Source organism: Micromonospora sp. NPDC049801 (assembly GCF_040656575.1).
GTDB lineage: Bacteria > Actinomycetota > Actinomycetes > Mycobacteriales > Micromonosporaceae > Micromonospora.
Genome location: NZ_JBFAMS010000016.1, coordinates 36,565 through 62,349, shown reverse-complemented (window position 1 = coordinate 62,349; position 25,785 = coordinate 36,565). Strand labels below are relative to the sequence as shown.

Below are 25,785 nucleotides of genomic sequence, written 5' to 3'. Positions count from 1 at the left end.
TCACCGCCGGGCCAGTCGGGTCTGTCGGGGCCGCCGCCACGCGCCCGTACCGGCCTCGATCCACCGGGTCAGCAGTCGGGAGTCGTACCCCACGCGGAGCAACTGGTCGCGGACGCGTTCCGGCAGGTGCCGGGGGACCGCGCGGCCGTCCGGACCGGGACCGAAGACGGTGGTGGTGGTGATCCGTCCGGCCTCGCCGGCCCCGATCACCTCTTCCACGTGCGAGACGAACCGGTGCTTACGTCCGCCGATCGCGCTCTCGTCCTCGACGGTGACGTAGACGATCAGGTCGAGGGCGTTGCCGGCCATCCGACGTGCCTGGTCGACGGTCATCTCGCGGCCGTGCGCCAACGCCAACTCGACGATCCGCTCGCCGACACCGGCGGCCGTACGGGCGTGGATCGTGCACATCGAGCCCCGGCTGGTGGTCATCGCCTGGAGCATCGGCACGATCTCGCGGGACCGCACCTCGCCCACGATGATCCGCAGGACGCCCATCCGCAGCGACAGCGGGATCAGGTCGGCGATCGTCACCTCGCCCGCCGGACGGCCGTCGAAGCCGCGCTCGCCGTGCCCTTCCCGCGCCTCGAAGCTCATCACCGCCCGGTGCCGTTCGCGGCGGCGCGCCGGCAGCAGTTCCCGGCTCTCCTCCAGCAGCACGTACGGCTCGTCGGGCGGGATCTCGTTCATCAAGGCCCGGATGATTGTGGTCTTTCCGGCGCCGGCCAGCCCGGCGACCATGATGTTCAACCCGGCGCGCATCGCCGCGCGCAGGAAGTCACGCAGCAGCGGGTCGATCATCTCGTCCAGGTCGCCCCGGCTACCGGCGACGTCGTCGAGGCTCACGTCCAGGGTGTTGTGCTTGCGGATCACCGCGTACGGGCGGTGGCTGACCAGGAACACCGCCGCCAACCGGCTGCCGTCGGGCAGTTGCAGGTCGAGGGTGGGCTTCACGGTGGACAGGGACCGCTCGGTCGCGCCGGCCCGCCGCGCCGCCGCCTGGAGGATCTCGACCAGTTCGGCGTCGCTGTCGGCGATCGGCTCGCCCCAGTCCACCCCGCCGCCGTGTCGGGTGATGCGCACCTGGTCGCAGCCGAGGATGTGCACCTCCTCGATGGTGTCGTCGACCAGCAGGGTCTGTAGCCGGCCGAGTCCGACCAGCTCGGCGGTCACCTGGTCGAGCAGCAGACGCTCCTCGCCGGCGGCCATCGGCGTGCCGGCCCGGCGGACCGCGTCGGCGTACTCGGCGACCACCTGGACGGCCAGCCGCGCCCGCTCGGTGTCCTCCTCGTCGACGGTGAACTCCCGCCCGCGCTGCCACAGGGTGAGTCGTTCGGTGAGTTCCCGGCGCAACTCCCGGACCACCTGGAAGTCCATCCGGGGTCGAGGGGCCGTCTCGGGCGGCGGCGTGGGCGTCGGCTGCGGCATCGGCGGCACGTGGTGGTGCCGGCCGTTCGCGGGGGTCAGCGGTGGCGCGGTGGACGTCGCGCCCGGCGGCTGCTGGCGGGGGTCGGCCGAGACGGGTTCAAACCGCATCCGGCACCCCCTGCTGTACCGGCCAGGCCAGCCGGGCGCGTCGCCGTTCCAGCAACGCCCCGACCGGCACCTCCAGCGCGGTCGCCGCGCGCAGCAGCGGCCGTCCGGCCCGCACGGTCCCACCGAGGCCGAGCACCCCCGCGGTACGCGGGTCGTGCGGCAGCCGGGCGATCACCGGCAGCCTCAGCCCGCGACTGATCTCGGCGCGCCCGTGCCCGTCGCCGACCAGCAGCAGCCGCAGGGTGCCCGGCGGTACCCGGTGCTCGGCGAAGTCCCGCTCGATCGTGGTGACCACCGCCCGCGTCCCGGACAGGTCGGGCAGGTTCGCCCGGGTCACCAGCAGCACCACCGAGGCGGCCCGCAGCAGTGGCCACGGTGGGCCGTTCACGTGCAGTCGGCCGCAGTCGACGAGCACGTCGTAGCCGGGTGTGCCCCGGTCCAGGGCGTTGAAGTAGTCGGCGAAGCGCTGCCAGAGCGGGGTGACGCTGCCGGCCTGCGTCGGGTCGACCAGACCGGGCAGCAGCAGCCGTTCCCGGCGCGGCGCGTCCAGGTCGACCAACTGGGACCAGAACGCGGTCTCCAGGTTGCCGTCGCGCAGCTCGCCGACGGCCAGCTCCCCGATGCCGCGCGGACCGTCCAACTGGCCGCCCAGATAGCCGGCGAGGATCGACCCGCCCGCCGGGTCGCACTCGGCGAGGACCAGCCGGCGGTGCCAGGTCAGGGCGCAGGCCAACGCCGAGGTGGTCACGCCGGGCGAACCCTTCGCGGACACCAACGCGATGATCGCCATGGTCAGGCCGCCTCGATCAGCACGACGGCGACCCGCTCCTGGGCGGCGAGCGCCACCACGGCGGGTACGTCCCGGATGAGGAGCGCCAGGTACAGCACCTTCTCGTCGTCCGTCGGGCTGACCATGTCGATGACGGTGGCCGTGAACCGGGTGCCCGCCGTGGCGGCCGCCCCGGTGGCGTCGTCGTCCGGGGTGCTGACCAGCAGCACCTTGTCGCCGGGGTGCAGCGCGCGGGCGGGCACCTGGGCGGTCTTCAGGCCGAGCGCGATCTGCTGCTGCCCCGGGCCGAGCAGCGGGTCGTCGGTCACCTGCCCGAGGGTGAGCAGGGTGCCCGGCACCAGCGCCACGGCGGCCCGCTTGCCGACCACCTCGTCCAGCCGGCCCGCCGGCACGGGGCGTAGCCCCTGGCCGCCGGCGACCTGCACGGTGATCAGGTCGGCGGCGGTGACCTCCCGGCCCACCTCCACCGGTCGGGCCACCGCGAGGTAGCTGCCGGTGGCCCGGACCGAGGTGACCGCGAACGCGGCCCCCAGCCCACCGAGGGCGATCAGGAGTACGGCGAGACCCAGCAAGCCTGGACGGACGCGGCGCTGCCGGACCACCTTGGGCGGGCTGACCGGCGCGTCCACCGGTCCGGTCGCGTTACGCGTCGCCACACTCACCGTTCGATCTCCATTCGTGGCTGGGGTGCTCGCAGAACCGGGTCACTCACCTGGTCACCACCTGGAGCTCCCTGATCTGTACCGGCACGGTGCCGCTGGTCCGGGTCTGCGCGATCGGGTCGCCCTCCACGCCGTTGTCGGTCCACCAGCGGACCGTCCAGTACGTGGTGGCACCCACCCGGTAGGTGCCCGCCTTCGGGTAGCCGTGGTCGTAGCCGCAGTCCGGCGAGGTGCGGCCGGCGCGCTTGCCCTTCGGGTCGTACGGGGTGCCCGGCTTGGTGCAGGTGACCGTGTCGCCGTTGCCCATGTTCCAGACGATCCGGTTGACCTTCGCCTCGATCGAGACGGTCAGCCCACGGTCGGTCGCGGAGGCGTTCAGCGGCCCGAAGTAGCTGGCGCTCGGGGTGGCCCACATCCAGACCGGCAGGCCGACCAGGCCGGGGCCGATGTCCTTGCGGGGGGCGACCTTGAGCCGCGCCGGCAGCAGCTTGATCGACGCGAGCGCCCGGCGGGCCAGCTCCTCCGGGTCCGGCGGAGCGCCGAAGCCGGCCGGCGGCCCGTCGAGCGGCAAGGTTCGCTGCGCGCCGAGGTCGCCGCCGTTGCAGGTCTGGACGTACCACTGCTGGCCCTCGGGTGCCGACGGTTGCGGCACGGCGAGCTTGTAGTAGCAGCCGTCGCCGTTGTTGAACCAACCCAGCAGGTCGTCGTAGCAGGGGATCGTCCGGCCGCCCCACTGGCAGACGCCGCCACCCCCGCCGCCGCCGGAGTCTCCGCCGCCGTTGTCCCCGCCGCCCCCCGGGTCGCCGGGGTGGCCCGGCTCGTCGTCCCAGACGTTGCAGTCCGGTTGGCCGGGCGGGCACTCCACCCCCGGGCCCGCACGGCGGGCGGCGGAGGCCGGCAGGGTCGTGCCGACCACCAGCAGCATCGCCACACCGACCCCGGCGAGGAGCCGGCGGCTCAGCACGGCTGGTCCTGGTGCGCGACGCCGGAGCTGATCAGCCAGCGGCCGTCCGGATAGCGGGTGGCGGTGGCGGTCGCCAGGTGCTTGCCGCCGCCGCTGCCCGGCACCACCCGTTGGTCCTTCGTGTAGACGAGCCGGTAGCCGGTCGCGTCCAGGCAGTCCTGGATCTCCACGGTGGCCGGGTCCGAGTCGAGGTCGACGGCGATCACGGTGGGATCGGATCGCAAGGTCCCGGTACGCATCGCGCCGTGCTCCTTAGCGTCGCGAATGGACAATTGCACCCGGGTCAGCAGTGGATCAGCGAGAAATCTGGACAGTTCCGGCGCGTGCGGATCGCCGCGCCCACTCGCCGTGCGCGAGGCCGCGAGATATCCGGAGTACGCCTCGAGCGCCGCCTTTTCGGCGGCCCCGCGTTCGACATCCGAATCTGCCCGTACCCCGTCGGCACGCTCCGACGTCGGGCGGTCGACCACCTCCGGCCCGCTGCCGCAGGCGGTGGCCGCCACCGTCGCCACGATCGCCAGCAGGCAGGTTGTTGCTCGCCTGAACTGCCGTCCGACCACCGCCGAACCCTCCTCGTGACAGCCCGACGTGGCGACGAAGCGCCGGTGTCGAGCATGCGAAAGCGCGCCCGGATCACTTCATCCGGCCGTTCATTGGCGCTTCTGCATTCACCGTTGCGGATCTTCTACAAATGCGAGGTCCTGTGTTGTCCGATCATCGATGTGAGGCTTGCGTCACACTCAAGGGGCGAGCATAAGCTCACGCTCGCCGATGCAACAGAGGCAATTCATGCGAACACTCTGAGTGATGATGGGTGGTGGTGGCAGGTGTCCGTGCGGCGCTTCGGATGGCTGTCGGTCGAGGGGTCGCCAATGGCCCGGCCTCGTTGGCGCGGGCCGATCCGTCCTGACCCCTACGCCCCTTACGAGAATGGGACATCGCAACCGGAAGCCGGCATGTGGCCAGCGTCGCGGCTCGGCGGCGACCGCACATCGTGCGGGCCGATCCGGGGCGGACGGAGTCGGTGGGGGACGTCGCTTTCCGCGCCATCCGCTACACCCGAGCGAACGTTCAGTCACGATCCGTGTTCACCTTTCGGGGCGGTCGCGCGACGTTCGGCGGGGTCGACGTGGCGCTGACGGCCGAACCGACCGACCAACCGTCCGCCTCCGGCGGTCCTACGGTCACCGAGGTGGGGCCGGTGCCGGGTACCCGTCGTCTCCGGCTCGCACCCGTGCTGGCAGCCCTGCTCGTCACCCCGCTGGCGCGGTTGGCCGTCGTGCGTCACGCCGTACCCTCGGACGCCGCCAGCCGGACCGGGTGCGACGCCTGCGGGGCCGCGATCAGCCTGACCGGGCCGTGGCCCGCGCTCGGTCCGGCGGCCCGGTGTGGTCGGTGCCGCGCCCGGGTCGGGCCGCCGCCCGGCACGATCGAGGTGGCGGCCCTGGCCGCCGTGGCGCTGCTCGTGCTCGTCGGCCCGCCGCTGGGCGCGTTGCCGGCCGTGGCCTGGTGGCTGGGCTGGACGCTACCGGCGGTCTTCGTCGACCTGGCCGTGCACCGGCTACCCGACCGGCTCACCCTGCCCGCCGCTGGCGGAACCTGGCTGCTGCTCGGCGTGGCGGCGCTGGCCGACGCCGGGGCGGGTCCGTGGGTGCGGGCCGTCGCCGCCGGTACGGGTCTGGCCCTGTTCTTCGCCGCCAGCACGTTGCTGCTCGGTCGCCGCGGCTTCGGGCTGGGCGACGCCAAGTTGGCGCTCGGCGTGGGCGCGCTGCTCGGCTGGTACGGGTGGCCCGTCCTCGTGCTCGGGCTGCTGCTCACGTTCGGGCTGTCCGCGCTGGTGAGCCTGGGGCTGCTGGTGGCCCGACGGGTCCGCTGGACCACCCACCTGCCGTTCGGCCCGTTCCTGCTCCTCGGCACGGCGGGCGCCCTCCTGGCGACCTGAGGGTTACGGGCGGGGTCGGCCGGCCAGGTCGGGTATTCGACGGCGGGCGTCGGTGCGGCGACGTAGCGCCTCGGCGGCCGGGCGGGCCAGCAGCGGGGTCGCGACGAGGGCGACCAGGGCGCCGAGCAGCAGGCCCGCGGCCACGTCGTGCGGGTAGTGCACGCCCACGAAGACCCGGGAGAACGCGGCCAGCAGGGCCAGTGGCAGGGCGAGCAGCCCGAGCCGCCGGGAGAGCAGCAGCGTGGTGACCGCCAGCGCGCCGGCGAGGGTGGCGTGGTTGCTCGGGAACGAGTAGTCACCCGGCGGTGGGCAGGTGCCGGCGATGATGGCCCGGCCCACCGTCCGGCACGGCCGGTCCTCGTCCACCACGGTCTTGAGCAATTCGCTGCCCGCGTACGCCAGGAGAGTCGGCAGCGGCGCGACGAGGGCGAGTGCCCGGTCGTGCGGGCCACCGGCCAGGCGGCGCAGCGCGGCCACCACCAGGAGCGCGCCGAGGAGCAGGATCACCCCCTCGGTGGCGTGCCCGACGAACCACTGCACCGGGTGCGGGGTGCCGGCGGCGGCATCGACGATGTCGCGGTACCACTCGGCGCTGATCTCTGGGACGTCCGTACTGCCGTTGTCGGCCATGAATCACCTCTCCACACGTTCATACCGCGTTCACCTTGGAGACATCTTGGAAACGCGAACGTGGGGCAGGTGGGTCCAGCGCTCGATCGGCTGACCGGGGCTCAGGTCGACGCGGGTCCCTCGGCCACGCGCTGGGTCGGGCCGGGGCCGCCGGCCATGCGCTCCCGGACGGCCTCCAGCGCCTCGAAGGCGTACGCCCAGTTGTGGCACTTGAAGCTGCGCAGGCCCTCAATGGCGGTGTGGCAGTCGGCGCAGTGCACCCCCGCGATGGCGTCCGGGACCTCGGTGTTGACGTACTTGTGGTCGCCGAGGATGACCTCGGCGATCATGCCCTTGTCGTGCAGTCCGGTGACCGCCGAGGAGACGATGTCGTACCAGGTGATCCGCCGGCCGCACTTCGGGCAGTCCGGCTCGTCGCCGCTGACCCAGAGCGGGGCGCCGATGGTGCGCGTCGGCATACCCAGCAGCTTCTCCAGACGCCGGACATCCGACTCCGGCGTGGTCCACCGGTGTCGGCCGGGCAGTGACGCGGGCGAGTCGTACACGGCGCGGAACAGGTCTTTCTCGACCCGTACGGTCTCCCGTTGACTGGTCATCGGCGTCCCTCCTCGTGAGTGGGTGCCCCCACCGTGGTCGGCGCTGACCAGGGGTGCAGCCGGATCAACGACACGAGGGGGCGGCGGGTCGTCGGCTCAACTGCTACACATCGAGATCCGACCGTGCGTCGAAGGGATCCCTCGTGACCGAGCAGCCGACACCCGACACCACCGACGTCACCGCCCGCCCCAACGTCGCCCGGATGTACGACTACTTCCTGGGTGGCAGCAACAACTTCGCCGCCGATCGGGCCGCCGCCCAGCGGGTGCTGGAGATCTTCCCGGACACCGCGGCGGCCGCCCAGATGAACAGGCAGTTCCTGCGCCGGGCCGTCCGGTACGCCGTCGGGCAGGGCGTACACCAGTTCCTGGACATCGGCGCGGGGCTCCCCACCCAGGGCACGGTGCACGAGGTGGTGCGTGCGGTGACGCCGGACGCCCGGGTGGTCTACGTGGACTACGACGAGGTGGCCGTCGCGTACGCCAGGCGGTTGTTGACGGACGTGCCCGGCACCGCCGTCGTGCAGGGTGACCTGCGACGGCCCGACGACCTGCTGGCCGACCCGGGCGTGCGGGGCACGCTCGACCTGGACCGCCCGGTGGCCGTGCTGCTGCTCGCGGTGCTGCACTTCGTTCCGGACGGGGACGACCCGTGGGGGGCCGTCGCCCGGCTGCGCGACGCGACCGTGCCCGGCAGCCACCTGGCGTTGTCGCACCTGACGCTGGACGGCATCCCGGCAGAGTTGGCCGAGCGCGGTCAGGCCGTTTACCGCAACAGCAGCGCGCCGCTGGTGCCCCGCACGCACGCCGAGACGCTGCGCTTCTTCGCCGGGTACGACCTGGTGGAGCCCGGTCTGGTGGAGACCACCCGATGGCGGCCGGACGGGGAGTCCGAGGTCGTGGAATCGCACGGGTACGCCGGGGTCGGCGTCCGCCGCTGACCCGCTCTCGCCTTCGGCGGCCGGCCCCGGGGGGAGTGGTCAGGACACGATCAGGGGACTCCGCCGTCGGCGACCCTCTGAGGTGTGAATGTTTGTCCTAATCTCGGCACGTTCCGACCTTCTCGTCCGAACCCTGACCAGGGACTTCGGGTCGGGCAGCGTCCTCGGACCGGCCTGGGTGGAGAGTGGCGATGAGCGGCAGCAGACGGATCGATCAGATGGCCCGACGGCAGTTCGTCAAGTTGTCCGGGGCCGCCAGCGCGGGCGGGCTTCTCACCCTGGCCGGGGCGGACGGCGGAATGGCCGACGGTGGTGACGGCTCACCCCAACCCCCGCCACCGCCGAACCCGGGTGGCACGGCCTGCCCGACGCCGTCGGCGCTGTGCGGCTATCCCACCGACACCGGCGGCCGGTTCGACCTCTGGGACCGGGTCCAGGTCTGCCTGGGTACACGGACCTCACCGCCGACCAACTGCCTGCGCACCACGTCCACCTACGTGGTGCTCAACGGCGCGCCGCCGAACACCCACAACTATCTGCTCGTGCCGACCTGCCGGGTGAAGGGCATCGAGTGCCCGTTCATCGCCACCGCCGCCGCGCCGAACTACTGGTTGGACGCCTGGATCAACGCGCAGCCCGGGCAGCCCTCGCACGTGGTGTACCCGCACATCGGGCTCGGGATCAACTCGGCCGACGCCCGCCAGCAGGACCAACTGCACATCCACCTGGCCGGCATCCACAGTGGAATTCAAACTCAGCTCAACTCGTACGACAACGTGATCAGCAACAACCCGGCGAACTGGCGGAACCAGATCGTCCCGATCTGGGGCCTGACGAGCGGGGGCGCCCCGGCCCCCCGCTCCTACCGCGTGCTGCACGTGTCGAATCTGAACGACAACCTGTTCACGCTGCTGCGCGACTTCGTCGTACGCCCGACCGGGGCGAACATGGCCAACCAGGCGATGGCGGTCACCCCTCGCCTGGTCGGCAACGGCGGGTTCTACGTCATCAACAGCGAGCCCGCACTCCAGACCCCGCAGGGCCAGCCCGGCGGTACGGGCACCGTCGACTTCCTGCTCGCGTACACCTGATTTCCGCCGGTCAGCCCTTCACCGCCCCGGCGGTGAGCCCTTCGGTCAGGAAGCGCTGCCCGAGCGCGTACATGATCACCACGGGGATGCTGACGAGCAGCGAGGCCGCGGCGAGCTGTCCCTGCGGTACGACATCTCCAGCGATCATCGACTGCATCCCCACCGGCAACGTCTTGTACTCGTCCTTCGTGATGAACACGAAGGCGAAGAGGAACTCGTTCCAGGCGTTGGTCAGGGTGAAGAGGGCGACCGCCAGCAGTCCGGGCTTGGCCAGCGGCAACACCACCCGGCCGAACGCCTGTAGGCGGGTGCAGCCGTCGACGAGCGCGGCCTCCTCCAGCTCCACGGGGATCGAGGAGAAGTAGCCGACCAGCAGCCACGTGGCGAACGGAAGTGTGAACGTCGGGTACGTCACGACCAGCGACCACAACGAGTCGGTGAGTCGCACGCCGATGAGCATCTGGTAGAGCGGGATGAACAGCAGCGCGCCCGGCATCACGTAGGTGAGCAGCACGGTGACGGTGAACCCCTGCGCGCCACGGAACCGCAGCCGGGCCAGCGCGTAACCCGCGAGAGCGGCGCAGACCAGCGCCACCGCCGTGGACGCCGCGGACACCAGCAGGGTGTTGAGGTACCAGCGACCGAACGGCTGGTTGGCGAAGAGCCCGGTGAACTGCTCCGTGGTCCACGGCGTCGGCCACAGGTCGTCCGTACGCATGACGACCTGGCCCTCGGACTTGAAGGCCGTGACGCCGATCCAGTACAGCGGACCGAGCACGAAGAAGAGCAGCCCGGCGAGCGCGACCCAGGAGCCGAAGCCCGACACCGCCGAGGATGCCCGGCGACCGCCGCGCGACTGGAGGGTCGACACCACCCGGCCCACCGCCGCCGCGATCAGCAGGATCACCCCGAGGATCACCGCCGCCTTCCAGAAGATCTCCGGCGACGCCCAGATCAGCAGCCCGGTGACCACCGCGGTGATCACCCACGGCAGGGCCTTCCGCGCCCGCGTACCGACCCGCAGCGTCGCGCGTCGTGCCCGGGGCAGTTTCGCCCCCGAATCCTGGCGCAGCAGCCGGACCAGGAAGAACACCAGCCCGCCGATGACCGGCAGCATGACGAGCGTGACCGCCGCGCCCGCGCCGTACTGCAACTGCAGGATCGCCTTCGAGTACGCGACGAGCACGTACGGCGCGGTCACGTCACCCGGACCACCTTGGGTGAGCAGCCAGACCAGGTCGAAGTTGTTGAACGTCCAGATCGACGACAGGGTCACCGTCACGGTGATCACGTGGCGCAGGCCGGGCAGCGTCACGTTGGCGAACCGCTGCCACGCCGACGCGCCGTCGATGGTCGCCGCCTCGTACAGGTCGGCCGGGATGGCCTTCAGGCCGGCGAGGAAGCACACGGTGAAGAAGGGCACCCCCTTCCAGACGTTCACCATGATGACCGACGGCATCGCCAGCGACGGGTCGGACAGCCAGCCCGCCGGCCAGCTGTCCACCAGGTGCAGGTCGACCAGCAGCGGCCCGATTCCGGTGGCGGTGAGCAGGTTGTTGACGCTGCCGAAGATCGGGTCGAGCAGCGCGCGCCAGCTGAACGCGGTCACCACGGTCGGCACCACCCACGGCACCAGGAGCAACCCCGCCAGCACCGCCCGCCCGCGGCGTCGGTGGTGCAGCAGCAGGGCCGCGGCCAGCCCGAGCACGACCTTGAAGATCTCGGCGTACGCGGTGAAGACGAACGAGTTCACCACGCCCGTGTGGAACTGGTCGTCGCCGACGAGGTGCAGATAGTTGTCCAGGCCGACGAACACGGACTCCTGCCCGTGCCGTTCGGTGGTGCTGGTGACGATCGATCGGGCGATCGGTACGAGCACAAGGCCGCCGACCAGCACGGCCATCGGCGTCAGGAATAGCGCCGCCATTCGCCAGTCACGACCCAGCCGGCGCTGGGTCGGCGTGAGGGAGCCGGATCCCGGCGGCGAGGAAGCCCTCGCCGCCGGGACCCGCGCGGGACGGAGCGTCCTCACTGCGGCAGCCCCTGCTGGTTGAAGATCTGCACCATCTTCGTGTGGGCCGCCTTGACGGCCTGCGCGGGCGCGGTGCCCTGCACGACCTGCTGCATCATGTCGGTGAGGACGTAGGCCGAGCCGACGGCCTGCTGGCCGGCGCTGGCCTTCTGCGGGAAGGTCAGGCCGTTCTTCGTGTTCAACGGCAGCTGCAACTGGGTGATCTTGCGCAGCATGGGGAACGCCGGGTCGCCGCTGGTGAAGAACGGGTCCGCGTCCCAGACCTTCTCCCAGGCGGGCATCACCAGACCGGGTGCCTCCTTCGCCACTCCGAGCAGCGCGGGCGCGCTGACCAGGTACTGCGCCAGGAGCTTGGCGAGCGCGGGGTTCTTGGCGCCCTTGAAGATGACGAAGCCCTGTGACTGGCCGAGCAGCAGGGGGTTGTTGGTGGCCGGTCCGATGCAGTCGGAGAACACGTGGGTGTTGGCGTGCACCGGGTTCTTCTTGGTCCGCGAGTCCGCGTAGACGCTGAACTGGTTGCGGGTGTAGCCGAGGATGCCGGCGAGCCAGTTCTCGTTGTTGCTGGTGTCGGTCCAGCTCGCGATTCCCGGCGGCAGCATCGGCTTGTACTTGGAGTTCGTGTAGATGTCGCCGAGGAAGGTCACCGCCTGCACCGTCTCCGGCGACTCGAATGTGACCTTGCGGCCGTCGTTGGAGGCGATCGACCCGCCGTACGCGTTGATCAGCGCCTCGATCATGCCGTTGGCGTCGCCGGACCGGTTGATCGTCATGCCCCAGCCGAACCGGCGCTTGCCGGGATCGGAGATCTCCAGGCAGACGTCCCGCAGCTCCTCCCAGCTGTAGATGTCCTTGGGCGTGATGCCCTTGTCCTGCATCCAGTCCTTGCGCAGGAACGACCCGATCCCAATGAAGTGGTACGGGATCGCGAACCACTTGCCGTCGAAGACGCAGTAGTTCTTGGCCTCCGCGCACGGCTCGCCGTACTTGGCGGTCAGCGCCTGGACGACGTCCGTGACGTCCTCCAGGTCGCCCAGCGCCTGGAACTGCGCGACGAACCGGGAGTCGGTCATGAACGCCAGGTCACGAGCCACCCCGCCCTTGACCTCGGCATCGATCTTGGCGACCACGTCGCCCGCGTCGGCCTGCACAAGGCTGTTCTCGATCTTGGTGCCGGTGGTGTCGGCGAACTTCTTGATCGAGCTGTCGAGGGCGTCGTTCGCCGCCGTCGAGTACAGCTTCTGCGACAACATCCCCATCGCGGAGCCCTTCATCGACGCGGCGGCGTCGATCAGCTCCTGCGGAACCTCGGCCTGCACCTTGGTCGGCGATTCGGAGGTGCCCCCACACGCGGCCAGACCCGCCGCGCCGAGCACTCCCACCCCCATCCCCAGCACGCCGCGTCGAGACCAACCCGATTTGTCCTCCATGGACACCCGCCTCCTTCATCTCGCCGCGCACGGCCGCACGCCGAAGGCGTACCCGGCGAACGCCGCGATCGTCGTGTTTCCAGTTGGGCTTCTGTGGTGGCGACCACGGAGGGTCGCCTGTCGAGATCAGTTCGCTCGTCGGTCGCCGTCACGGCGAGCGGGCCAGCCGGCCGCCGCGGGACGTCCGCTCACGCGTGCTCCGTCCGAGCCACCCGAGATCTGTCGGGTGCCGCACCTCGGATGGCGCGACGTGGTCGAGGCGGTCGGCGACAGGGTCGAGACAGGGGCGCTGACGTTCCGGTTCGGTCGTGTCACGAGACCACCGCCGTTCGAGATTTCGAACTAGGTTCGATATACCGCATCGAGTGGTGCGACGCTAGAGCAGCCCGGTCACCGATGTCAATGTTTCGATGCTGTTTCGAACCGAAAGCGGGAGGTTTGCTACCGGGACTGGGCCCGATAGCCCATGCGCGTCGACAGCGCTGCCGCGCCCTCGCGAACCAACCCGGTCCACTCCACCTGCACCTGCGGCGTCCACCGGATGATCGGCGCGGACAGGCTCATCGCGGCGATGACGGCCCCGGAGTGATCCCGGATCGCCGCCGCGACGCAGCGCATCGCGCTGTCCGACTCGCCGACGTCGACCGCGACGCCCTCCGCCCGGACCTGGTCGAGATGCGCCCGCAGGAGGTCCGGGTCGGTGATGCTGTCCGACGTCATGCCCGGCAGGGGATCCTTCAACAGGACCGCGTCCAAGTCCTCCGGATCGAGGGCCGACAGCAGCACCTTGCCGACCGCCGTGCAGTGGGCGGGCAGCCGCAACCCGACTCCGGACACCATCCGAACGGGGTGGATGCTGTCGAACTTGACGAGGTAGACGACATCCGCGCCGTCCAGCACCGCCACGTGAACCGCCTCGTCACAGGCGGCGGCCACGTCCCGCGCGACACCCTGCGCCTCGCGTACCAGATCGAGCCGACCCGCGAACGCCGCGCCCAGCTGGAACAGCGGCATCCCGAGCCGATACTGCACCGGTTGACCCGGCACGGAGATCAGGTACGAGCGAGCCTCGAGCGTCACGAGCAGCTCGTGGACGGTCGTGCGCGGCAGGTCGAGCCGCTCCATCACCTGGCGGGCCGACAGTTGGGGGCAGTCCAGGAACAGTTCGAGGACGTCGAGTGCGCGGATAACTGCCGGTACCACACGGGCCATGTCGCTAGTCCCTTCGAAATGCCGGACCCGCGTCAACGATCTCCACACGGACCAGCACCTGAAGAGGATAGCCACGTGAGCCGTCCGCGCCAGGCTCCGGACCAGGCGGGGACGGCAGGCGCCACCTTCCGGGCGCGCCGCGGCGCACTTCCGGAAGGTGGCGTCAGGTGTCGATGTCAGCTGGTGTGTTGCAGCACCGGGACGATCCGGAAGTCGACCGTGGCCTGGTCGATGGTGGCGTGCACCGGGGAGCCGGCCATCTCGGTCATGATCCCCGAGGCGCTGCGCCGGCCGTCGGCGGCCGAGTCCCACGCGACGATGTCGGTGATGGTGCCGTCGTCGGCCTGCATGATCCGACGCCACCGGAAGCCGGGCTGCCGTCGCAGGTACTCGTTGATGTCCTCGTTGGCGTCGACGAAGTCGGCGCCGGTGAGGCCGGCGACGAGCCGGAACGTGGTCATCTCGAGCGCTTCGCTCATGGGTGCCCTCCTCGTGGTGTGCGCTCAGCCCTGCACGGTGGATCGCATGGTGATGTCGTTGACGTCGACGCTGTCCGGCTGGGCGATCGCGTAGGCGATGGCGTCGGCGACCGCCGAGGCCGGCATCCCCAGTTCCTGGGCCGCCGCGTGGACGGCGGCGCGCACCTCGGGGGAGCCGCCGTGCTCGGTGAGCTCCGAGTGGGTGTAGCCGGGGCTCACCAGCGTCACCCGGACGTCCCGGCTCTCCTGGCGTAGCCCCTCGGTGAGGGCCCGGACCGCGTACTTGGTGGCGCAGTAGACGGCCGCCGTCGCGTCGACGCGGTACGCCGCTGTCGAACCGATGTTGATGATGTGTCCCGTACCGCGCGCCCGCATCAGTGGCAACGCGGCGGCGATGCCGTAGAGGGTGCCGAGCAGGTTCACCTCGACCATCTGCTCCCACTCGTGCACCCGCAGCGCGTCGAGGGTGGAGAGGGCCATCACGCCGGCGTTGTTGATCAGTACGTCGACGCGGCCGTGCCGATCGTGAGCGGCCTTGACGAAGGAGAGCATGCTGTCCCGGCTCGTCACGTCCAGCTCGTGGTGGTCGGCTGCGCCACCGGCAGCGCGCAGCTCGTCGACGAGCGCGGCGAGCCGGTCCACCCGCCGGGCGCCCAGCACGACGTGATGGCCGTCGGCGGCCAGTCGGCGAGCCGTCGCCGCGCCGATGCCGCTGCTGGCCCCGGTGATGAGGATGATCTTCGAGTCGGTGCTGTCTGCCATTGCTTCCCCCGTCGTGCTTCGGACCTGCGGCCGAGCGCCGCTGCTCAACGATGCGGCCCGTGCACGACCCCCGGAAGGGTGTGGCTTCCTGGGTGCGCGACACCTCGGCGGCGCATACGTCCTCGTCCAACTTCGGTCCGCTCGGTCCCGTACGCCCTCGGCCGGAAGCTGTACGGCGCGGCGACCGGCCCCGCGAAGCCGGCGGCTGGCCCGGTGTCGCCGGGTTCTAGGCTGGTCGACATGTCCGATTCAAACCGGCTTGGGGAATTCCTTCGGGCCAACCGCGCCCGAGTGGACCCGAAAGGGGTCGGGCTGCTCGGGAGTAGCGACCGCCGGGTACCGGGACTGCGCCGCGAGGAGATCGCGGTCCTGGCCGGGGTGAGCGCCGACTACTACGCCCGCCTGGAGCAGGGCCGGGAGCGCAATCCCTCCGCACAGGTGCTCGACGCGATCGGCCGGGCCCTACGCCTCGACCAGGAGGCGCGCGGTCACCTCTTCCGGCTCGCCGGGCTCCATCCGCGCCCCGGCCCGGAAAATGCTCGGGCGTCCGTCCACCCCGCCCTACTGCGGCTGTTGGACGCCTTCCCCATCTCCGCCGCGTACGTGCTCAGTCCCGCGTTCGACGTGCTGGCCACCAACGGCGTGGCGGCGGCCCTGCTGTCCCCGTTCACCGGCCCGACCAACATGGTCCGGGTGCTGTTCCGGCATCCGCAGGCCCGTACCGTCTTTCCCGACTGGCCGACCCTGACCGAGAACGTCGTACACGCCCTGCGACTCAACGCCGGTCTCTTCCCGGGCGACCCCCGGATCGAGGCGCTCGTCAGCGACCTGCGACGGGACTCGCCAGAGTTTCGCGCCCTCTGGGCGGACCAGACAGCGCAGGGCCTGACCCGCATGTTCAAGGTCATCCAACACCCCGAGGTGGGGCGGATCGAGCTGACCTACCAGACCTTCGACGTCCGGGACGCTCCCGGTCAGCAACTGCTGGTCGGCACGCCCGAACCGGGCAGCCGCAGCGCCAAGGCGCTGGCCACACTGCCGGCATCAGATAGCCGAGCAGAGTGACGACGGTCACAGGAGTGGGGGACCCGATCGCGCGGGGACGGTCGTCTTACCTCACGTGAGACGAAGCCTGGACACGACGGACGAGCAGGAGCTCGTCCGTCGCGTGGCCCGCGGTGACCGGCGGGCCTTCGACGAGCTGTACCGGCGTACCGCGCCCTGGTTGGAGGTGCGCCTGCGCCGCCGGTGCGCGGACCCGGACGTGGTCGCCGACGTCCTCCAGGAGACCTACCTGACGGTGTGGCGGTCAGCCGGCAGCTTCGCCGGCGACCAGGTCAGCGGCAGCGCCGTCGGTTGGCTGTGGACCATCGCCGCGCACCGCCTGGTGGACGCGTTCCGGCGTCGTTCGCGGCAGGCCCGGGTGCCGCAGGTGCATCCGGTCGAGACGGTCGTGCCCGCCGCCGAGGACGAGGCGCTCGCCGGCCGGGTCGGGCAGGAACTCGAACAGGCCCTCGCCGTGCTGCCGCCCGAGGTCCGCGCGGTGCTCCGCGCCACTGTCCTGGACGGCTTCACCGTCCGCGAAACGTCCGTGCTGCTGGGCGTACCCGAGAACACCGTCAAGTCCCGGATCCGCCGCGCCCGGATCGTCCTGCGGGAGGCCCTGTCGTGACCACGCATCCCACCCTGAACGACATCGACCGCTACGCCGACGGCGATCCCGGTCTCGACGAGGCGACCGTCTGGTCGATCGAAGTGCACCTGGAGAGCTGCGCCGACTGCCGCGCCCGCCTCGCCGGCAGCACCACCATCGAGTCGCGCGCCCTGGTCGCCGAGGTCGCGGCAGCCGTCGACCGCGCGATCGCCGCCGGCCCCACCCCACGATCAAGGGCCTTCCTCCGTACGCCGCTGCGGCAGCGCTGGTTCGTGGCGGCGCTGCTGCCCTGGGTCGCCATGACCGCCGGCGTGCTCGGCACCGCGGCCGTGCTCACGTACTTCCTGTCCGAGCTGCCGTCGATCGTGCTGCTGCTCGCGCCCCTCGCGCCGCTGCCCGGGGTCGCCGCGGCCTGGAGCAGACGCGGCGACCCGGCCTGGGAACTCGTCGTCGGCACCCCCTCGGCCGGTCTGACGATGCTCCTGCGCCGTACCGCCGGGGTGCTCGTCCTCGTCATCCCGGTGCTCGCCGTGCTCGCCGCCTACGGGGCCAGCCGGGTGAACCCCGCGCTGATGCTGCTGCCGTGCCTCGCCTTCACCGCCGCCACGCTGCTGCTCGGCTCCCTCGTCGGGGTCCGCCGCGCCGCAGTCGGGCTGATGGCCGCCTGGGCCGCCGCCGTGATCGCACCCAGCCTCGCCACCGCCGAGTTGCCGGTGCTCCTGGAACCGGCGGCCATCGGTGGGTGGGCCGTCGTCACGGTCGTGCTGGCCGCCCTGACCCTCCTGCGCGCCAACAGCTTCCGGCGCCTCACCTCGTTCTGAAGGGAACCACCATGCGAGCGGTGAGCCTGGCCGAGACGGCCACCACCATCCACCCCTGGGCCATCCACGCCGAGGCGCTGAAGGTGCGGGCCGGCCGACACCTGGCCGTCGACGGGCTCGACCTGAGCCTCGGCACCGGCGTCCACGGCCTGCTGGGGCGCAACGGCGCGGGCAAGACGACGTTGATGCGTGCCCTGGCCACCGTGCTCAAGCCGTCCGGCGGCCGGCTCACCCTGCTCGGCAGTTCGGTGGACGGCCGCGCCGACCTGCGCCAGGCCCGGCGTTCGCTGGGTTACCTGCCGCAGCACTTCGGCTACTACCCGCGCTTCACGGTGCGCGAGTTCGTGTCGTACCTGGCCTGGTTGAAGGAGATGCCGAAGTCCGACATCCCAGCGGCCACGCAGCGCGCGATCGACCGCGTCGGGCTCAGCGCCAAAGCCGACGCCCGGCTCCGCACACTCTCCGGCGGGATGCTCCGCCGGGCCGGCGTCGCCCAGGCCATCGTCAACGATCCGCGGGTGCTGCTGCTGGACGAGCCGACCGTCGGCCTCGACCCCGAGCAGCGCCTCGACCTGCGCGAGCTGCTGCGCGACCTGGGTACGGACGCCTGCGTGCTGGTCTCCACCCACCTCGTCGAGGACGTGGTCGCCGCCTGTACCGAGGTGGTGCTGATCAACGAGGGTCGGTTGGTGTGGCAGGGCACGCCCGCCGGGCTGGCCGCCGAGGGCGACGAGCGCCACCCGGGCGACAGCCCCGCCGAGCGCGGCTACTCGGCGCTGCTCCGTCGCCACGAGGCGGCCAGCCGATGAGCGTCCTGCGGATCGAACTCCGGCGCTCCGCCGCAGCCGGCGCCGCGCTCCTCGTGGTGGCGGTCGGCGTCGCCGCCCTCTACCTCGCCCCGGGCCGCTGGTCGGAGGGGTGGATGTCCCTCACGCTCGCCGTCAAGGAGTACCTGCTCCTGCTCTGGCCGATCGCCCTCGCCGCCGGAGCGTGGCAGGGCCGCCGCGAACACCGGGCCAAGGTCGGGGAACTGTTCGCCACCACACCCCGATCCCGCGCCCGCCGGATGCTTCCGGTCCTCGTCGCGATGGGGGCCGCGCTCGGGCTCGCCTTCCTGCTGGTGGTCGGCGCGGGCGGCATGCGGATCGCGTCCACCGCCGCGTACTTCCCGCCGGACGTCGTCGCCATCACGCTGGTCGGCGCGTTCTCCCTGGTCGCGGCGGCCTGGCTCGGCCTGGGCATCGGGCGGCTGCTACCCGCCCTGGTGACCGCGCCCGTGCTCGCCGTGGCCGGTGTGCTGCTGGTCTTCTTCACCGCGATCATGCGGCCGGACTGGATGGGCGCGATCCTGTCTCCTGCGTACGGCAGCAGCACGTTCTACCCGTTCCAGACCATCGACCCTCGGGTCACCGCCGTGCTCGCCATCTTCCTGGGCGGGCTGGCGCTGACCGGCGTACTCCTGCTGGTCGCGCAAGGTCCCCGTACGTCGGTGGCCGCCGTGCTGCCGGTGTTGCTCGGCTTCGGTGTCGCGGCGGCGCTCGTCCCCCGTGACGAGGCAACCCTCGTCGCGCCGATCGATCCCGTGGCCCGCGAACTCGTCTGCACCGACGACGCCCCGAAGGTCTGCGTCACCCGGGTCAACGCCAACGTGCTGGACACGCTGACCCCGCTCGCCCGCCAGGGCCTGGCCGCCCTCGCCAAGATGCCGGACGCCCCCACCCAGGCCCACGAGGACACGCGGGCCTACCTCATCGGGGACGTGCCCCTCCGCGACGCCGACACCGTCACGATCGACGTTCGGATCGACGACCACGGCGGCCTGGCTCATCCCGACGCCGTGGTCCCCGAGATGGTGTTCGGCCTGGGCACCGGATACGGCGGCCCGGACTGCGAGCGCAACGGCGCGGTCGAACGAGCCGCCGCATACCACCTGCTCGGCCGCGAGCCGGTCTCCGACGTCGGTGTCATCCCCGAAATGATCGAGGAGGATCCGCAGCTCAACGCCGAGGCGGTCACCCTGTGGCGGGATCTTCAGAAACTGCCCGCACCGGAGGCGCTCTCCCGCGTGACGGCGGTACGCGACGCCATCCTGGCCTGCCAGGACCCCACCGGACTGCTGTCGCGATGATGCTGCACCTACGCGCACGACGCGTACCCGTGGCACTGGCCGCGTCCGTCGGCGCCGCCGTCCTGATCTGGGCGCTGTGGCTGACGCTGTCCACCGAGCGCGACGTCATCCTCCTGCTCGTCGTCCTGACGGTCACGCTGATGGTGGCGACCCTGTCGACCACCCTGGCCGCCCCCGACGAGGACCTGGAACGCACCGCCGCACTGCGCTGGCCGTGGCGGCGAGCCGTGCACCTGCTGGCCGCGCTGGCGCTCGTACTCGTCGTGCTGCTCGCCACCCAACCCACCGGCGCCCGTTTCGGCCCCACCGCGCTGCTGGTCCGCGACTCCGCCGGCCTGCTGGGCCTGACCGCGCTCTGCGCGACGGTCGCGGGCGCGGCCCGCGCCTGGTTCCTCCCCGTGGGCTGGGCGATCGCCGCCGCCATGTTCCCCCAACCGGGCACGTGGGGCACGCTCGCCACCTGGCCGGGTCAACCCCATGACAGCCGGCCGGCGGCCGTGGTCGCGGCCGTCCTGGCGGTCGCGGGCGTGGTGGCGTACGCGCTGCGCGGAGCCGCCCGACGCGAGTGACGGAAGCGCCGACCCGCGCCGCAGTGGTCTCGCGGTCACTCAGCGATCGGCGATGCGTCGCCACCACCACTGGCCGTCTTGTGGCCAGTTCGGATCGTGCAGGGTGCGGGCGCGGTACCGCTCAGCAAGGGGATCCACGATCGCCTGGATCTCGCGCCTGCCGGTCGGAGGGACCGCCCTGGCGATCGTGTGCAGGGTGTCCATCGCCTGACGCGGGTCACAGCAGGGGCAGTCGGCGTCCTGATCGAGCGTCAACACCGCGCCGGATCGCCGGAGAAACCGGGCTCGTTGATCCGTCAGGTTATGCGTGACGGGGTTCGGCGCTCGGGTGGCGGCTCGGGCGGCGGCTCGGGCGGCGGCTCAGCGGCCTGCATGCCGAGTTGAGCGCACTCGATCTATTGCCGGGTATGAGCAATGATCGGCGGCGTGAACACTGTCATCGCCATCTCCCAGGTCGTCTCCACTTTGATCGTCGCCCTGGCGTTGCTGGTCGGAGCTCGCCAGGCCCGGCACGCTGGGCGGCAGGTCGAGGCGGCATACCGTTCACAAGAGGTTCAAGGCACGATGGAAGTGGTCAAATTGATCACCTCGCCCGAAATGCGGTCCGCCGCCCGGGTGCTGCCGTCGGTCCTCGAAGTTCCTTACAGTCAGTGGACCGAGGAGCAGAAGACGGCAGTCATGGTCCGTTGTAACGGCTTCGATGTGGCGGGCATGTTCGTTCGTGCCAATATGGCCGACGAGAACTTCATCGTCGACAACTGGGGAGCGTCCATCCTGGAGATCCGCGAGATAGCGAGCCCGCTTATCGCCGAGCTGCGGCACAGATACCGGGTCGAAAGCTACTGGGGGAACCTGGTGTGGCTGGCAGGTCGTTGGGAGTCCCGGCGGGCAGTACGGTCAACGCGTGAGCCGGCCGCCGCCGATGCAGCTTGATCTTCCTTTCGAGTTTTAGCGAGCATCATTTCGGCCAGCCGGACCTGTCATCCACGGATGTGGCTGTCACCCTTGCTGTCGACAGTCGTCGTCGGCGGCGGCTCGATTCCGTGGATGGCTGTCCCGAGGCGTCGGCAGCCGGGTACGTCCCCGATGAGGAGCCCGAGGTTCGTCGTGGCCTAACCGCTTAGTCCACGGCCGTCCGAGCGGCGTCGAGGAAGGCTAGCCGATGATCTTCCAAATAGTCCCTTACGCTTTGCCCGTCGGGTAGCACTTCCCATACAGCCCGGTTGAGGTCAAGGAAGTAGGCCCGAGCCGCGGTATGAACCGGAAGTGGAAACGTCAGGCGGATCATCCGCTCAGCCACCCATACACGGTTCATGATCGCTTGCGTTTGGACTTGCCACTCATCGCCGTCCTGCCAGCTGAATGGACGCGTGAATGCGCATCGCTCAGCCTCGGCCGTGACCTCGATGAAACTCTGCAACTGGGCCAGCCGCTCCGTTCGGCGGCTCTCGCCAAGAGCCATGGCCTGCCGTCGTTCCTCTGCTCGCTCAGCCGACCGTTGAGTCATGCGTTGGACCCAGAACGACAAGCCCCCGCCCAGTGCCACCCCGCCCAGCGAGGTCAACGACACCCAGACGTCGCTCGGCATGGCCCCATCATGGCACCGACCCTCGTGGGCTGTCGATCAAGCGTGACCTCGACAAACGTCGTCGCCAAGGGTCGTCCCTGGTCGCTGCTGTTCGGCGCCCGACGGCCTGGCGCACATCGGGCCGTTGAAAGAGCGGTTGGGCGGACCGCATGACCAAGGGTGAAGCGACACGGCAGCTCGCGGCCAGGACCGCCATCGAAGTCGGCACGGTTGGCATCTGCCGTACCGGCCCGACGCACGGCAACAGCGGCCTCTAAGTGTCGCTGACCTGCGCGAGAGTGGGCCGCCAGGGACTCGAACCCTGAACCTATGGATTAAAAGTGCGCAGACAAGGACAAACTACTGTCCGTGCTCACTCGACTTCCGCTCTCCGCGATCCGGGCAACCTCGTCCGGCCGCGTTCGCGGTGGTCCGCGCCGCGCTCGCATAATGTGACATCGCGTTGTTTGCCCGCGAAGGCGCGAATCCAGGAATCGTGCCGCGAATCCGGTCCCGCTCCGGAACATCCGAGCACCCCTGGAGCGCCCCGCGAGTAGGCGCGCCCGGCCCGTTGGTGGTGGCCAGGGCGGCGGCACCGTAGCTGATACGTCCGATCCCGAGCCGGCTCTATCGACTGCACCACACCGCGAGCGGTGCGTTGATCGTCGTTTTCAGGTACGCCTGTGTCGAGGCGAGCAGGTTAAGTTGCTGGGTCGTCGCCCTCGCTGCGGAGAGACCCGGCTGGACGATCACCATCTCCATGCGCCGCCGCAGGACGGTTGCCTGTTCCTGAATCTTGTAGAGCGCGTTGATATCTCCGACCTCGAAGGGGCTGACACCGTCACGCCGCTGCTTTTTGCGGGCCCGGTCGTCGAGGGTGCGGAAAAACGGGCGTAGATCGCCGCGCCGCCACATGATCGACTTTTGGGTCTGCCCACAGACCTCGTACAGGTCGTTGACGCGTGTGCCGACGGTCTCGCCGTGCGAGTACTTGCAATGAACGAGCCGGATCAGCAGCCCTTCGCTGTCGATCCGGATGGCCACGAGGTCGGCGATCTCGCCGCTGCCGTCGTCGTCGAGGATGACGTCCCACGGATCGCTCTCCGCCTTGAGTTCGGCGATGGCACGGTACTGAACGGAATGGATCAGCCGGTCCTTGGTCTGGGATTCGACGGTGATGGTGGTGCCGGTCCAGTCGAAGGGCGTGAGGTTGGCGCGGTCGAACGGCTCCTTGTCCCAGGTTGGCTTGTAGAGCAGGTCACCCTCGATGATCCGGTCGTCGTCAAGGATGAAGGTGAGACCGATCTGGTTGAGCCAATCACTCAGGTTGAGCTCGGAGCGTGCGCGGACGATCTTGATCTCTTCATCGCTGGCGCACCGGTAGAAGAGGCGGCTGTTCTCGACGGTGGCCTCGTACGTGACCGTCCACCCCTTGGTGCGCACGTCGAAGCGGAATGGGCCCTCGGTCGCGGCGGTGTCTGGAACGAGATCGGTGTAGACGGCTTCGTATGTGAGGTCCTGGAATGACAACCTCAGGTTGTCCGCCTGCATCGTGTGGATCTGCCATGGCCACTCGACTGCCAGGACAACGCCCGCGGGCCGGCCTTGTAGGCGTTCGGGCAGGATGAACTGCCCGATCACCTTGTCGATGCTGATGGTGTCATCGACCAACTTCTCGCCAACGGAGTCGCACCAGTCCCGCCAGTGTTTGAGATCGCGGGCGGTAGCGGCGGACCAAATGCGGCCTTTGAGGGAGGCGCTGATGTTGACCCGCTCGCCGTCGCGGTACCCGCCGCCGGAGATGTTCGTCTGCGACTTCGTGCCGGCCTCGGCCTGGGTAAAGCTGGCCGTGACGTCGGAGCCCACGTGCATGGAGAACCGGCGGAACTGGTCATGGGCATCAAGGACGCCGACGTTCGTTGGCACTAGCCGGTCAATGTCGGCCATCACGCGGTAGACCGTCGAGCCCGTGAAGCGCCTTACGCCAGCACCCAGCACGGCCGTCGCGAGGTCCTCGAAGACCCCATCGTTGGCGGAGTTGTTGATGTACAGCAGGCGCTTGTCCCGGTCGAAGTAGAGGACGTACAGCTCGTAGCTGACCTCTTCGAGAGTCTTGAGGTCGGCCCAGCGGACGTTGTCACGGTTTTCCACGACACACCAGGCAATCCCGGCGGCTGTGTTCAGGCCGAGGGGCTGGGTGTACATGCGGTCCTCGCCGAAGAAGTCGACCAGGTTCTCCGGCTCCCATCGCTCAGTAGGCGCTCGGTAGACGACCGTACTCAGCTTCGGCAACAGGCTCCGCAACGTGACGTCCTCGGGCAAGCTGGTGAAGCCTTCCTCGAAGTCGCTGACATCTTGCTGGCCCTGAACGGCGGTCTCGGTGAGGTTGCGCAGGATCAGGTTCCAGTCGGAATCCTCCGCGTACAGCGTCCGCAAACGCCTGTCCACATCGATCTCGGAACGGGCGACGAATACCGACGCGTCGCCGTACCTGCCCTCCGATGACGTCCGTGCGAAGCGGCCGATGAACTGCAGGGTGACGCCGAGGCTCTTCTGCGGATCATGCACCGCTGCGACCTTCAGAGACGGCAGGTCGAAGCCTTCTCCGAGCATGTTGACGCAGATGACGATGCGGGAGCGACCTTCTCGCAGCTCCTTGACTGCCTCGCGTTGTTGTCTCGCGGGCATTTGGCTGTTGATGATTACCGGCTGGAGATCGGCGGCCAGCTTGTCGTAGAGCGGCTTGAGTTCTTTCGCTCGGGGGATGCCGCTGACGCGAGCCATCAGAACGTGGTCGAAACCAGCCTCTAGGTCCGCGCGCAGCTTGGCGACGCTCTGCACCGCCACGGCTAGGTCCAGGTCCTCGAAGTCGGTCACTGCGGTGTAGTTGATCTGCGAGAAGAATCCTTGCGCCTGAGCTTCTCGTAGCGGGAAGGAGTAGAGGATGCGGCCTTGAAGGTGCTTGCCATCCTCGCGGAACGGCGTCGCGGTGAACTGGAGCACGTTCTTCTCGACGAAGAAGTCACGTACGGCAGACCATGTGCGCGCGGCTACGTGGTGGGCCTCGTCGATGAACAAATGAGAGCAGGCGCTGGCGAGGGCTTCCAGTGCCTCGGGCTGGCAGGCAGTCAGCGCCTGGGGCGTCGCGACGATGACGTTGCACGCTTGCGCGAATGACTCCGCCGCGTCGGCGGTGGTGAAGCCCTGCTGGACGCGCCCCACCGCCGGGCGGATCGCCGAAGCGGTGACGATGCCCAGCTCCTGCAGCACGCCGAGGGTCTCGAATTTCGCCGCGATCTGCTCACGTAGGGCATCGGAGGGGACCAGCACCAGCAATCGATTGATGCGGGCGGCCACCAAAAGCGCGAGCATTGTCTCCGTCTTGCCAGTGCCTGTCGGCATGACCACCGTGGCTGGAGTGGTCCGCTTGGTGGTCCAGTAGCCGAGCACGGCATGCATCGCTCCGAGTTGCGGCGATCGAAGGCCGCGACTTTCCTTGGCGCCTTCGTTGAAGGTGATCGCGTCTCGATAAGACTTGAGAACCTCAGATGGCGCAGAACGGAGGAGGATGCTCGGCAGGTGCCAACCCGCTCGGGTTAGTGAGGCCCCTGGGCCAGTTCCGGGTGGGAGCCTTAGCCACAGGATGTCCTGATCGAGAGGCGTCTCGCCGCTCGCGGCTGGCCAGACACCGTAGTTGTTGACGACTTCAAGTGCCCCGTCGCTACCTGAGACGGCGTGAAAGGCACTCGCTGGAACAAGGAGCTGCTTGATCGGGTTGCCATCGAACGTCTCCGTGCGCGCCCAGACATTGGGCGTACGCCACCCGCTGGGCGCGTGCCGGTCGTCAACATGGGGGCCATTCATGAGCACGATTCTCCCGTGGGTGGGTGCTCATGCTTTAATCGATATACGTAATCCTTTCCCTTGTGTGACCTGAGACTGTCGCCAATCTGACGGCGAGCACCTGCAGCCGGGTATGACG

General features: G+C 69.8%; 25 protein-coding genes. 10 read left to right on the top strand and 15 right to left on the bottom strand.

Annotated elements, in window-relative coordinates:
* The 5 genes from AB0I89_RS26195 to AB0I89_RS26175 are packed head-to-tail and all read right to left on the bottom strand — an operon-like array spanning position 1 to position 4,422.
* A complete protein-coding gene (locus tag AB0I89_RS26195; protein ID WP_357131999.1) occupies positions 1-1,536 on the bottom strand; it encodes a CpaF/VirB11 family protein in 1,536 nt (511 codons plus the stop codon).
* Positions 1,526-2,326 (bottom strand): ParA family protein, encoded by an 801-nt coding sequence (locus AB0I89_RS26190; RefSeq protein WP_357131996.1) that lies wholly within the window; start codon positions 2,324-2,326, stop codon positions 1,526-1,528. Before AB0I89_RS26190 ends, AB0I89_RS26195 begins: the two co-directional genes overlap by 11 nt.
* 2 nt (positions 2,327-2,328) lie before the next feature.
* Positions 2,329-2,988 carry an SAF domain-containing protein gene (locus AB0I89_RS26185; protein ID WP_355048367.1) on the bottom strand — a complete coding sequence of 220 codons (660 nt, stop codon included), beginning with the start codon at positions 2,986-2,988 and terminating at the stop codon, positions 2,329-2,331.
* 46 nt (positions 2,989-3,034) lie between these two features.
* Positions 3,035-3,913, bottom strand: a complete 879-nt coding sequence (locus tag AB0I89_RS26180; protein WP_357132255.1) for a hypothetical protein — start codon at positions 3,911-3,913, stop codon at positions 3,035-3,037.
* 32 nt (positions 3,914-3,945) lie between these two features.
* Positions 3,946-4,422, bottom strand: a complete 477-nt coding sequence (locus tag AB0I89_RS26175) for a hypothetical protein (protein ID WP_357132252.1) — start codon at positions 4,420-4,422, stop codon at positions 3,946-3,948.
* A gap of 722 nt (positions 4,423-5,144) precedes the next feature.
* Here AB0I89_RS26175 and AB0I89_RS26170 point away from each other — a divergent pair.
* Entirely contained in the window at positions 5,145-5,894 is a 750-nt protein-coding gene (locus tag AB0I89_RS26170; RefSeq protein ID WP_357132249.1) for an A24 family peptidase, read from the top strand.
* A 3-nt stretch (positions 5,895-5,897) separates the two neighbouring features.
* On the opposite strand, the gene AB0I89_RS26165 is transcribed toward AB0I89_RS26170, so the two are convergent.
* Complete coding sequence (locus AB0I89_RS26165; protein ID WP_357131993.1) at positions 5,898-6,524, bottom strand: phosphatase PAP2 family protein; 627 nt, start codon at positions 6,522-6,524, stop codon at positions 5,898-5,900.
* Positions 6,525-6,625: 101 nt separating this feature from the next.
* Positions 6,626-7,120: a hypothetical protein gene (locus tag AB0I89_RS26160; RefSeq protein ID WP_357131990.1), complete on the bottom strand. Its 495-nt coding sequence runs from the start codon at positions 7,118-7,120 to the stop codon at positions 6,626-6,628.
* A gap of 143 nt (positions 7,121-7,263) precedes the next feature.
* On the opposite strand from AB0I89_RS26160, the gene AB0I89_RS26155 reads away from it, so the two are divergent.
* Positions 7,264-8,061, top strand: coding sequence for an SAM-dependent methyltransferase (locus tag AB0I89_RS26155; RefSeq protein ID WP_357131987.1), 798 nt, complete (start codon positions 7,264-7,266; stop codon positions 8,059-8,061).
* A gap of 191 nt (positions 8,062-8,252) precedes the next feature.
* On the top strand, positions 8,253-9,152 hold the full coding sequence (locus tag AB0I89_RS26150; RefSeq protein ID WP_357131984.1) for a CDP-diacylglycerol diphosphatase: 900 nt from the start codon (positions 8,253-8,255) through the stop codon (positions 9,150-9,152).
* A gap of 10 nt (positions 9,153-9,162) precedes the next feature.
* Here the strand turns inward: AB0I89_RS26150 and AB0I89_RS26145 are convergent, their stop codons facing one another.
* From AB0I89_RS26145 to AB0I89_RS26125, 5 genes are all read right to left on the bottom strand, one after another.
* A complete protein-coding gene (locus tag AB0I89_RS26145) occupies positions 9,163-11,079 on the bottom strand; it encodes an ABC transporter permease subunit (protein WP_357131981.1) in 1,917 nt (638 codons plus the stop codon).
* 101 nt (positions 11,080-11,180) lie between these two features.
* Positions 11,181-12,611 carry an extracellular solute-binding protein gene (locus AB0I89_RS26140; RefSeq protein WP_357131978.1) on the bottom strand — a complete coding sequence of 477 codons (1,431 nt, stop codon included), beginning with the start codon at positions 12,609-12,611 and terminating at the stop codon, positions 11,181-11,183.
* 441 nt (positions 12,612-13,052) lie between these two features.
* Positions 13,053-13,823, bottom strand: a complete 771-nt coding sequence (locus tag AB0I89_RS26135) for an IclR family transcriptional regulator (RefSeq protein WP_357131975.1) — start codon at positions 13,821-13,823, stop codon at positions 13,053-13,055.
* Between the two features lie 176 nt (positions 13,824-13,999).
* Positions 14,000-14,302: a hypothetical protein gene (locus tag AB0I89_RS26130; protein ID WP_357131972.1), complete on the bottom strand. Its 303-nt coding sequence runs from the start codon at positions 14,300-14,302 to the stop codon at positions 14,000-14,002.
* Between the two features lie 24 nt (positions 14,303-14,326).
* Positions 14,327-15,064 carry an SDR family oxidoreductase gene (locus AB0I89_RS26125; RefSeq protein ID WP_357131969.1) on the bottom strand — a complete coding sequence of 246 codons (738 nt, stop codon included), beginning with the start codon at positions 15,062-15,064 and terminating at the stop codon, positions 14,327-14,329.
* A gap of 240 nt (positions 15,065-15,304) precedes the next feature.
* On the opposite strand from AB0I89_RS26125, the gene AB0I89_RS26120 reads away from it, so the two are divergent.
* From AB0I89_RS26120 to AB0I89_RS26095, 6 genes are read left to right on the top strand one after another with little or no spacing between them, the layout of a single operon-like run.
* Entirely contained in the window at positions 15,305-16,129 is an 825-nt protein-coding gene (locus AB0I89_RS26120) for a helix-turn-helix transcriptional regulator (RefSeq protein ID WP_357131966.1), read from the top strand.
* Positions 16,130-16,184: 55 nt separating this feature from the next.
* On the top strand, positions 16,185-16,736 hold the full coding sequence (locus AB0I89_RS26115) for a sigma-70 family RNA polymerase sigma factor (RefSeq protein ID WP_357131963.1): 552 nt from the start codon (positions 16,185-16,187) through the stop codon (positions 16,734-16,736).
* On the top strand, positions 16,733-17,539 hold the full coding sequence (locus tag AB0I89_RS26110; protein ID WP_357131960.1) for a zf-HC2 domain-containing protein: 807 nt from the start codon (positions 16,733-16,735) through the stop codon (positions 17,537-17,539). Before AB0I89_RS26115 ends, AB0I89_RS26110 begins: the two co-directional genes overlap by 4 nt.
* An 11-nt stretch (positions 17,540-17,550) precedes the next feature.
* Positions 17,551-18,348, top strand: a complete 798-nt coding sequence (locus tag AB0I89_RS26105) for an ATP-binding cassette domain-containing protein (RefSeq protein ID WP_357131957.1) — start codon at positions 17,551-17,553, stop codon at positions 18,346-18,348.
* A complete protein-coding gene (locus AB0I89_RS26100) occupies positions 18,345-19,667 on the top strand; it encodes a hypothetical protein (RefSeq protein WP_357131954.1) in 1,323 nt (440 codons plus the stop codon). Before AB0I89_RS26105 ends, AB0I89_RS26100 begins: the two co-directional genes overlap by 4 nt.
* Positions 19,667-20,236, top strand: a complete 570-nt coding sequence (locus AB0I89_RS26095; protein ID WP_357131951.1) for a hypothetical protein — start codon at positions 19,667-19,669, stop codon at positions 20,234-20,236. Before AB0I89_RS26100 ends, AB0I89_RS26095 begins: the two co-directional genes overlap by 1 nt.
* Before the next feature lie 39 nt (positions 20,237-20,275).
* On the opposite strand, the gene AB0I89_RS26090 is transcribed toward AB0I89_RS26095, so the two are convergent.
* Complete coding sequence (locus tag AB0I89_RS26090; RefSeq protein ID WP_357131948.1) at positions 20,276-20,440, bottom strand: hypothetical protein; 165 nt, start codon at positions 20,438-20,440, stop codon at positions 20,276-20,278.
* 222 nt (positions 20,441-20,662) lie between these two features.
* Between AB0I89_RS26090 and AB0I89_RS26085 the strand changes: the two genes are divergently transcribed.
* Positions 20,663-21,169, top strand: a complete 507-nt coding sequence (locus AB0I89_RS26085; RefSeq protein ID WP_357131945.1) for a DUF4760 domain-containing protein — start codon at positions 20,663-20,665, stop codon at positions 21,167-21,169.
* Positions 21,170-21,356: 187 nt separating this feature from the next.
* On the opposite strand, the gene AB0I89_RS26080 is transcribed toward AB0I89_RS26085, so the two are convergent.
* Both AB0I89_RS26080 and AB0I89_RS26075 read right to left on the bottom strand, forming a co-directional pair.
* Positions 21,357-21,824 carry a hypothetical protein gene (locus tag AB0I89_RS26080; protein WP_357131942.1) on the bottom strand — a complete coding sequence of 156 codons (468 nt, stop codon included), beginning with the start codon at positions 21,822-21,824 and terminating at the stop codon, positions 21,357-21,359.
* A 606-nt stretch (positions 21,825-22,430) separates the two neighbouring features.
* Complete coding sequence (locus AB0I89_RS26075; protein WP_357131939.1) at positions 22,431-25,667, bottom strand: DEAD/DEAH box helicase family protein; 3,237 nt, start codon at positions 25,665-25,667, stop codon at positions 22,431-22,433.
* Between the last annotated feature and the right edge of the window lie 118 nt (positions 25,668-25,785).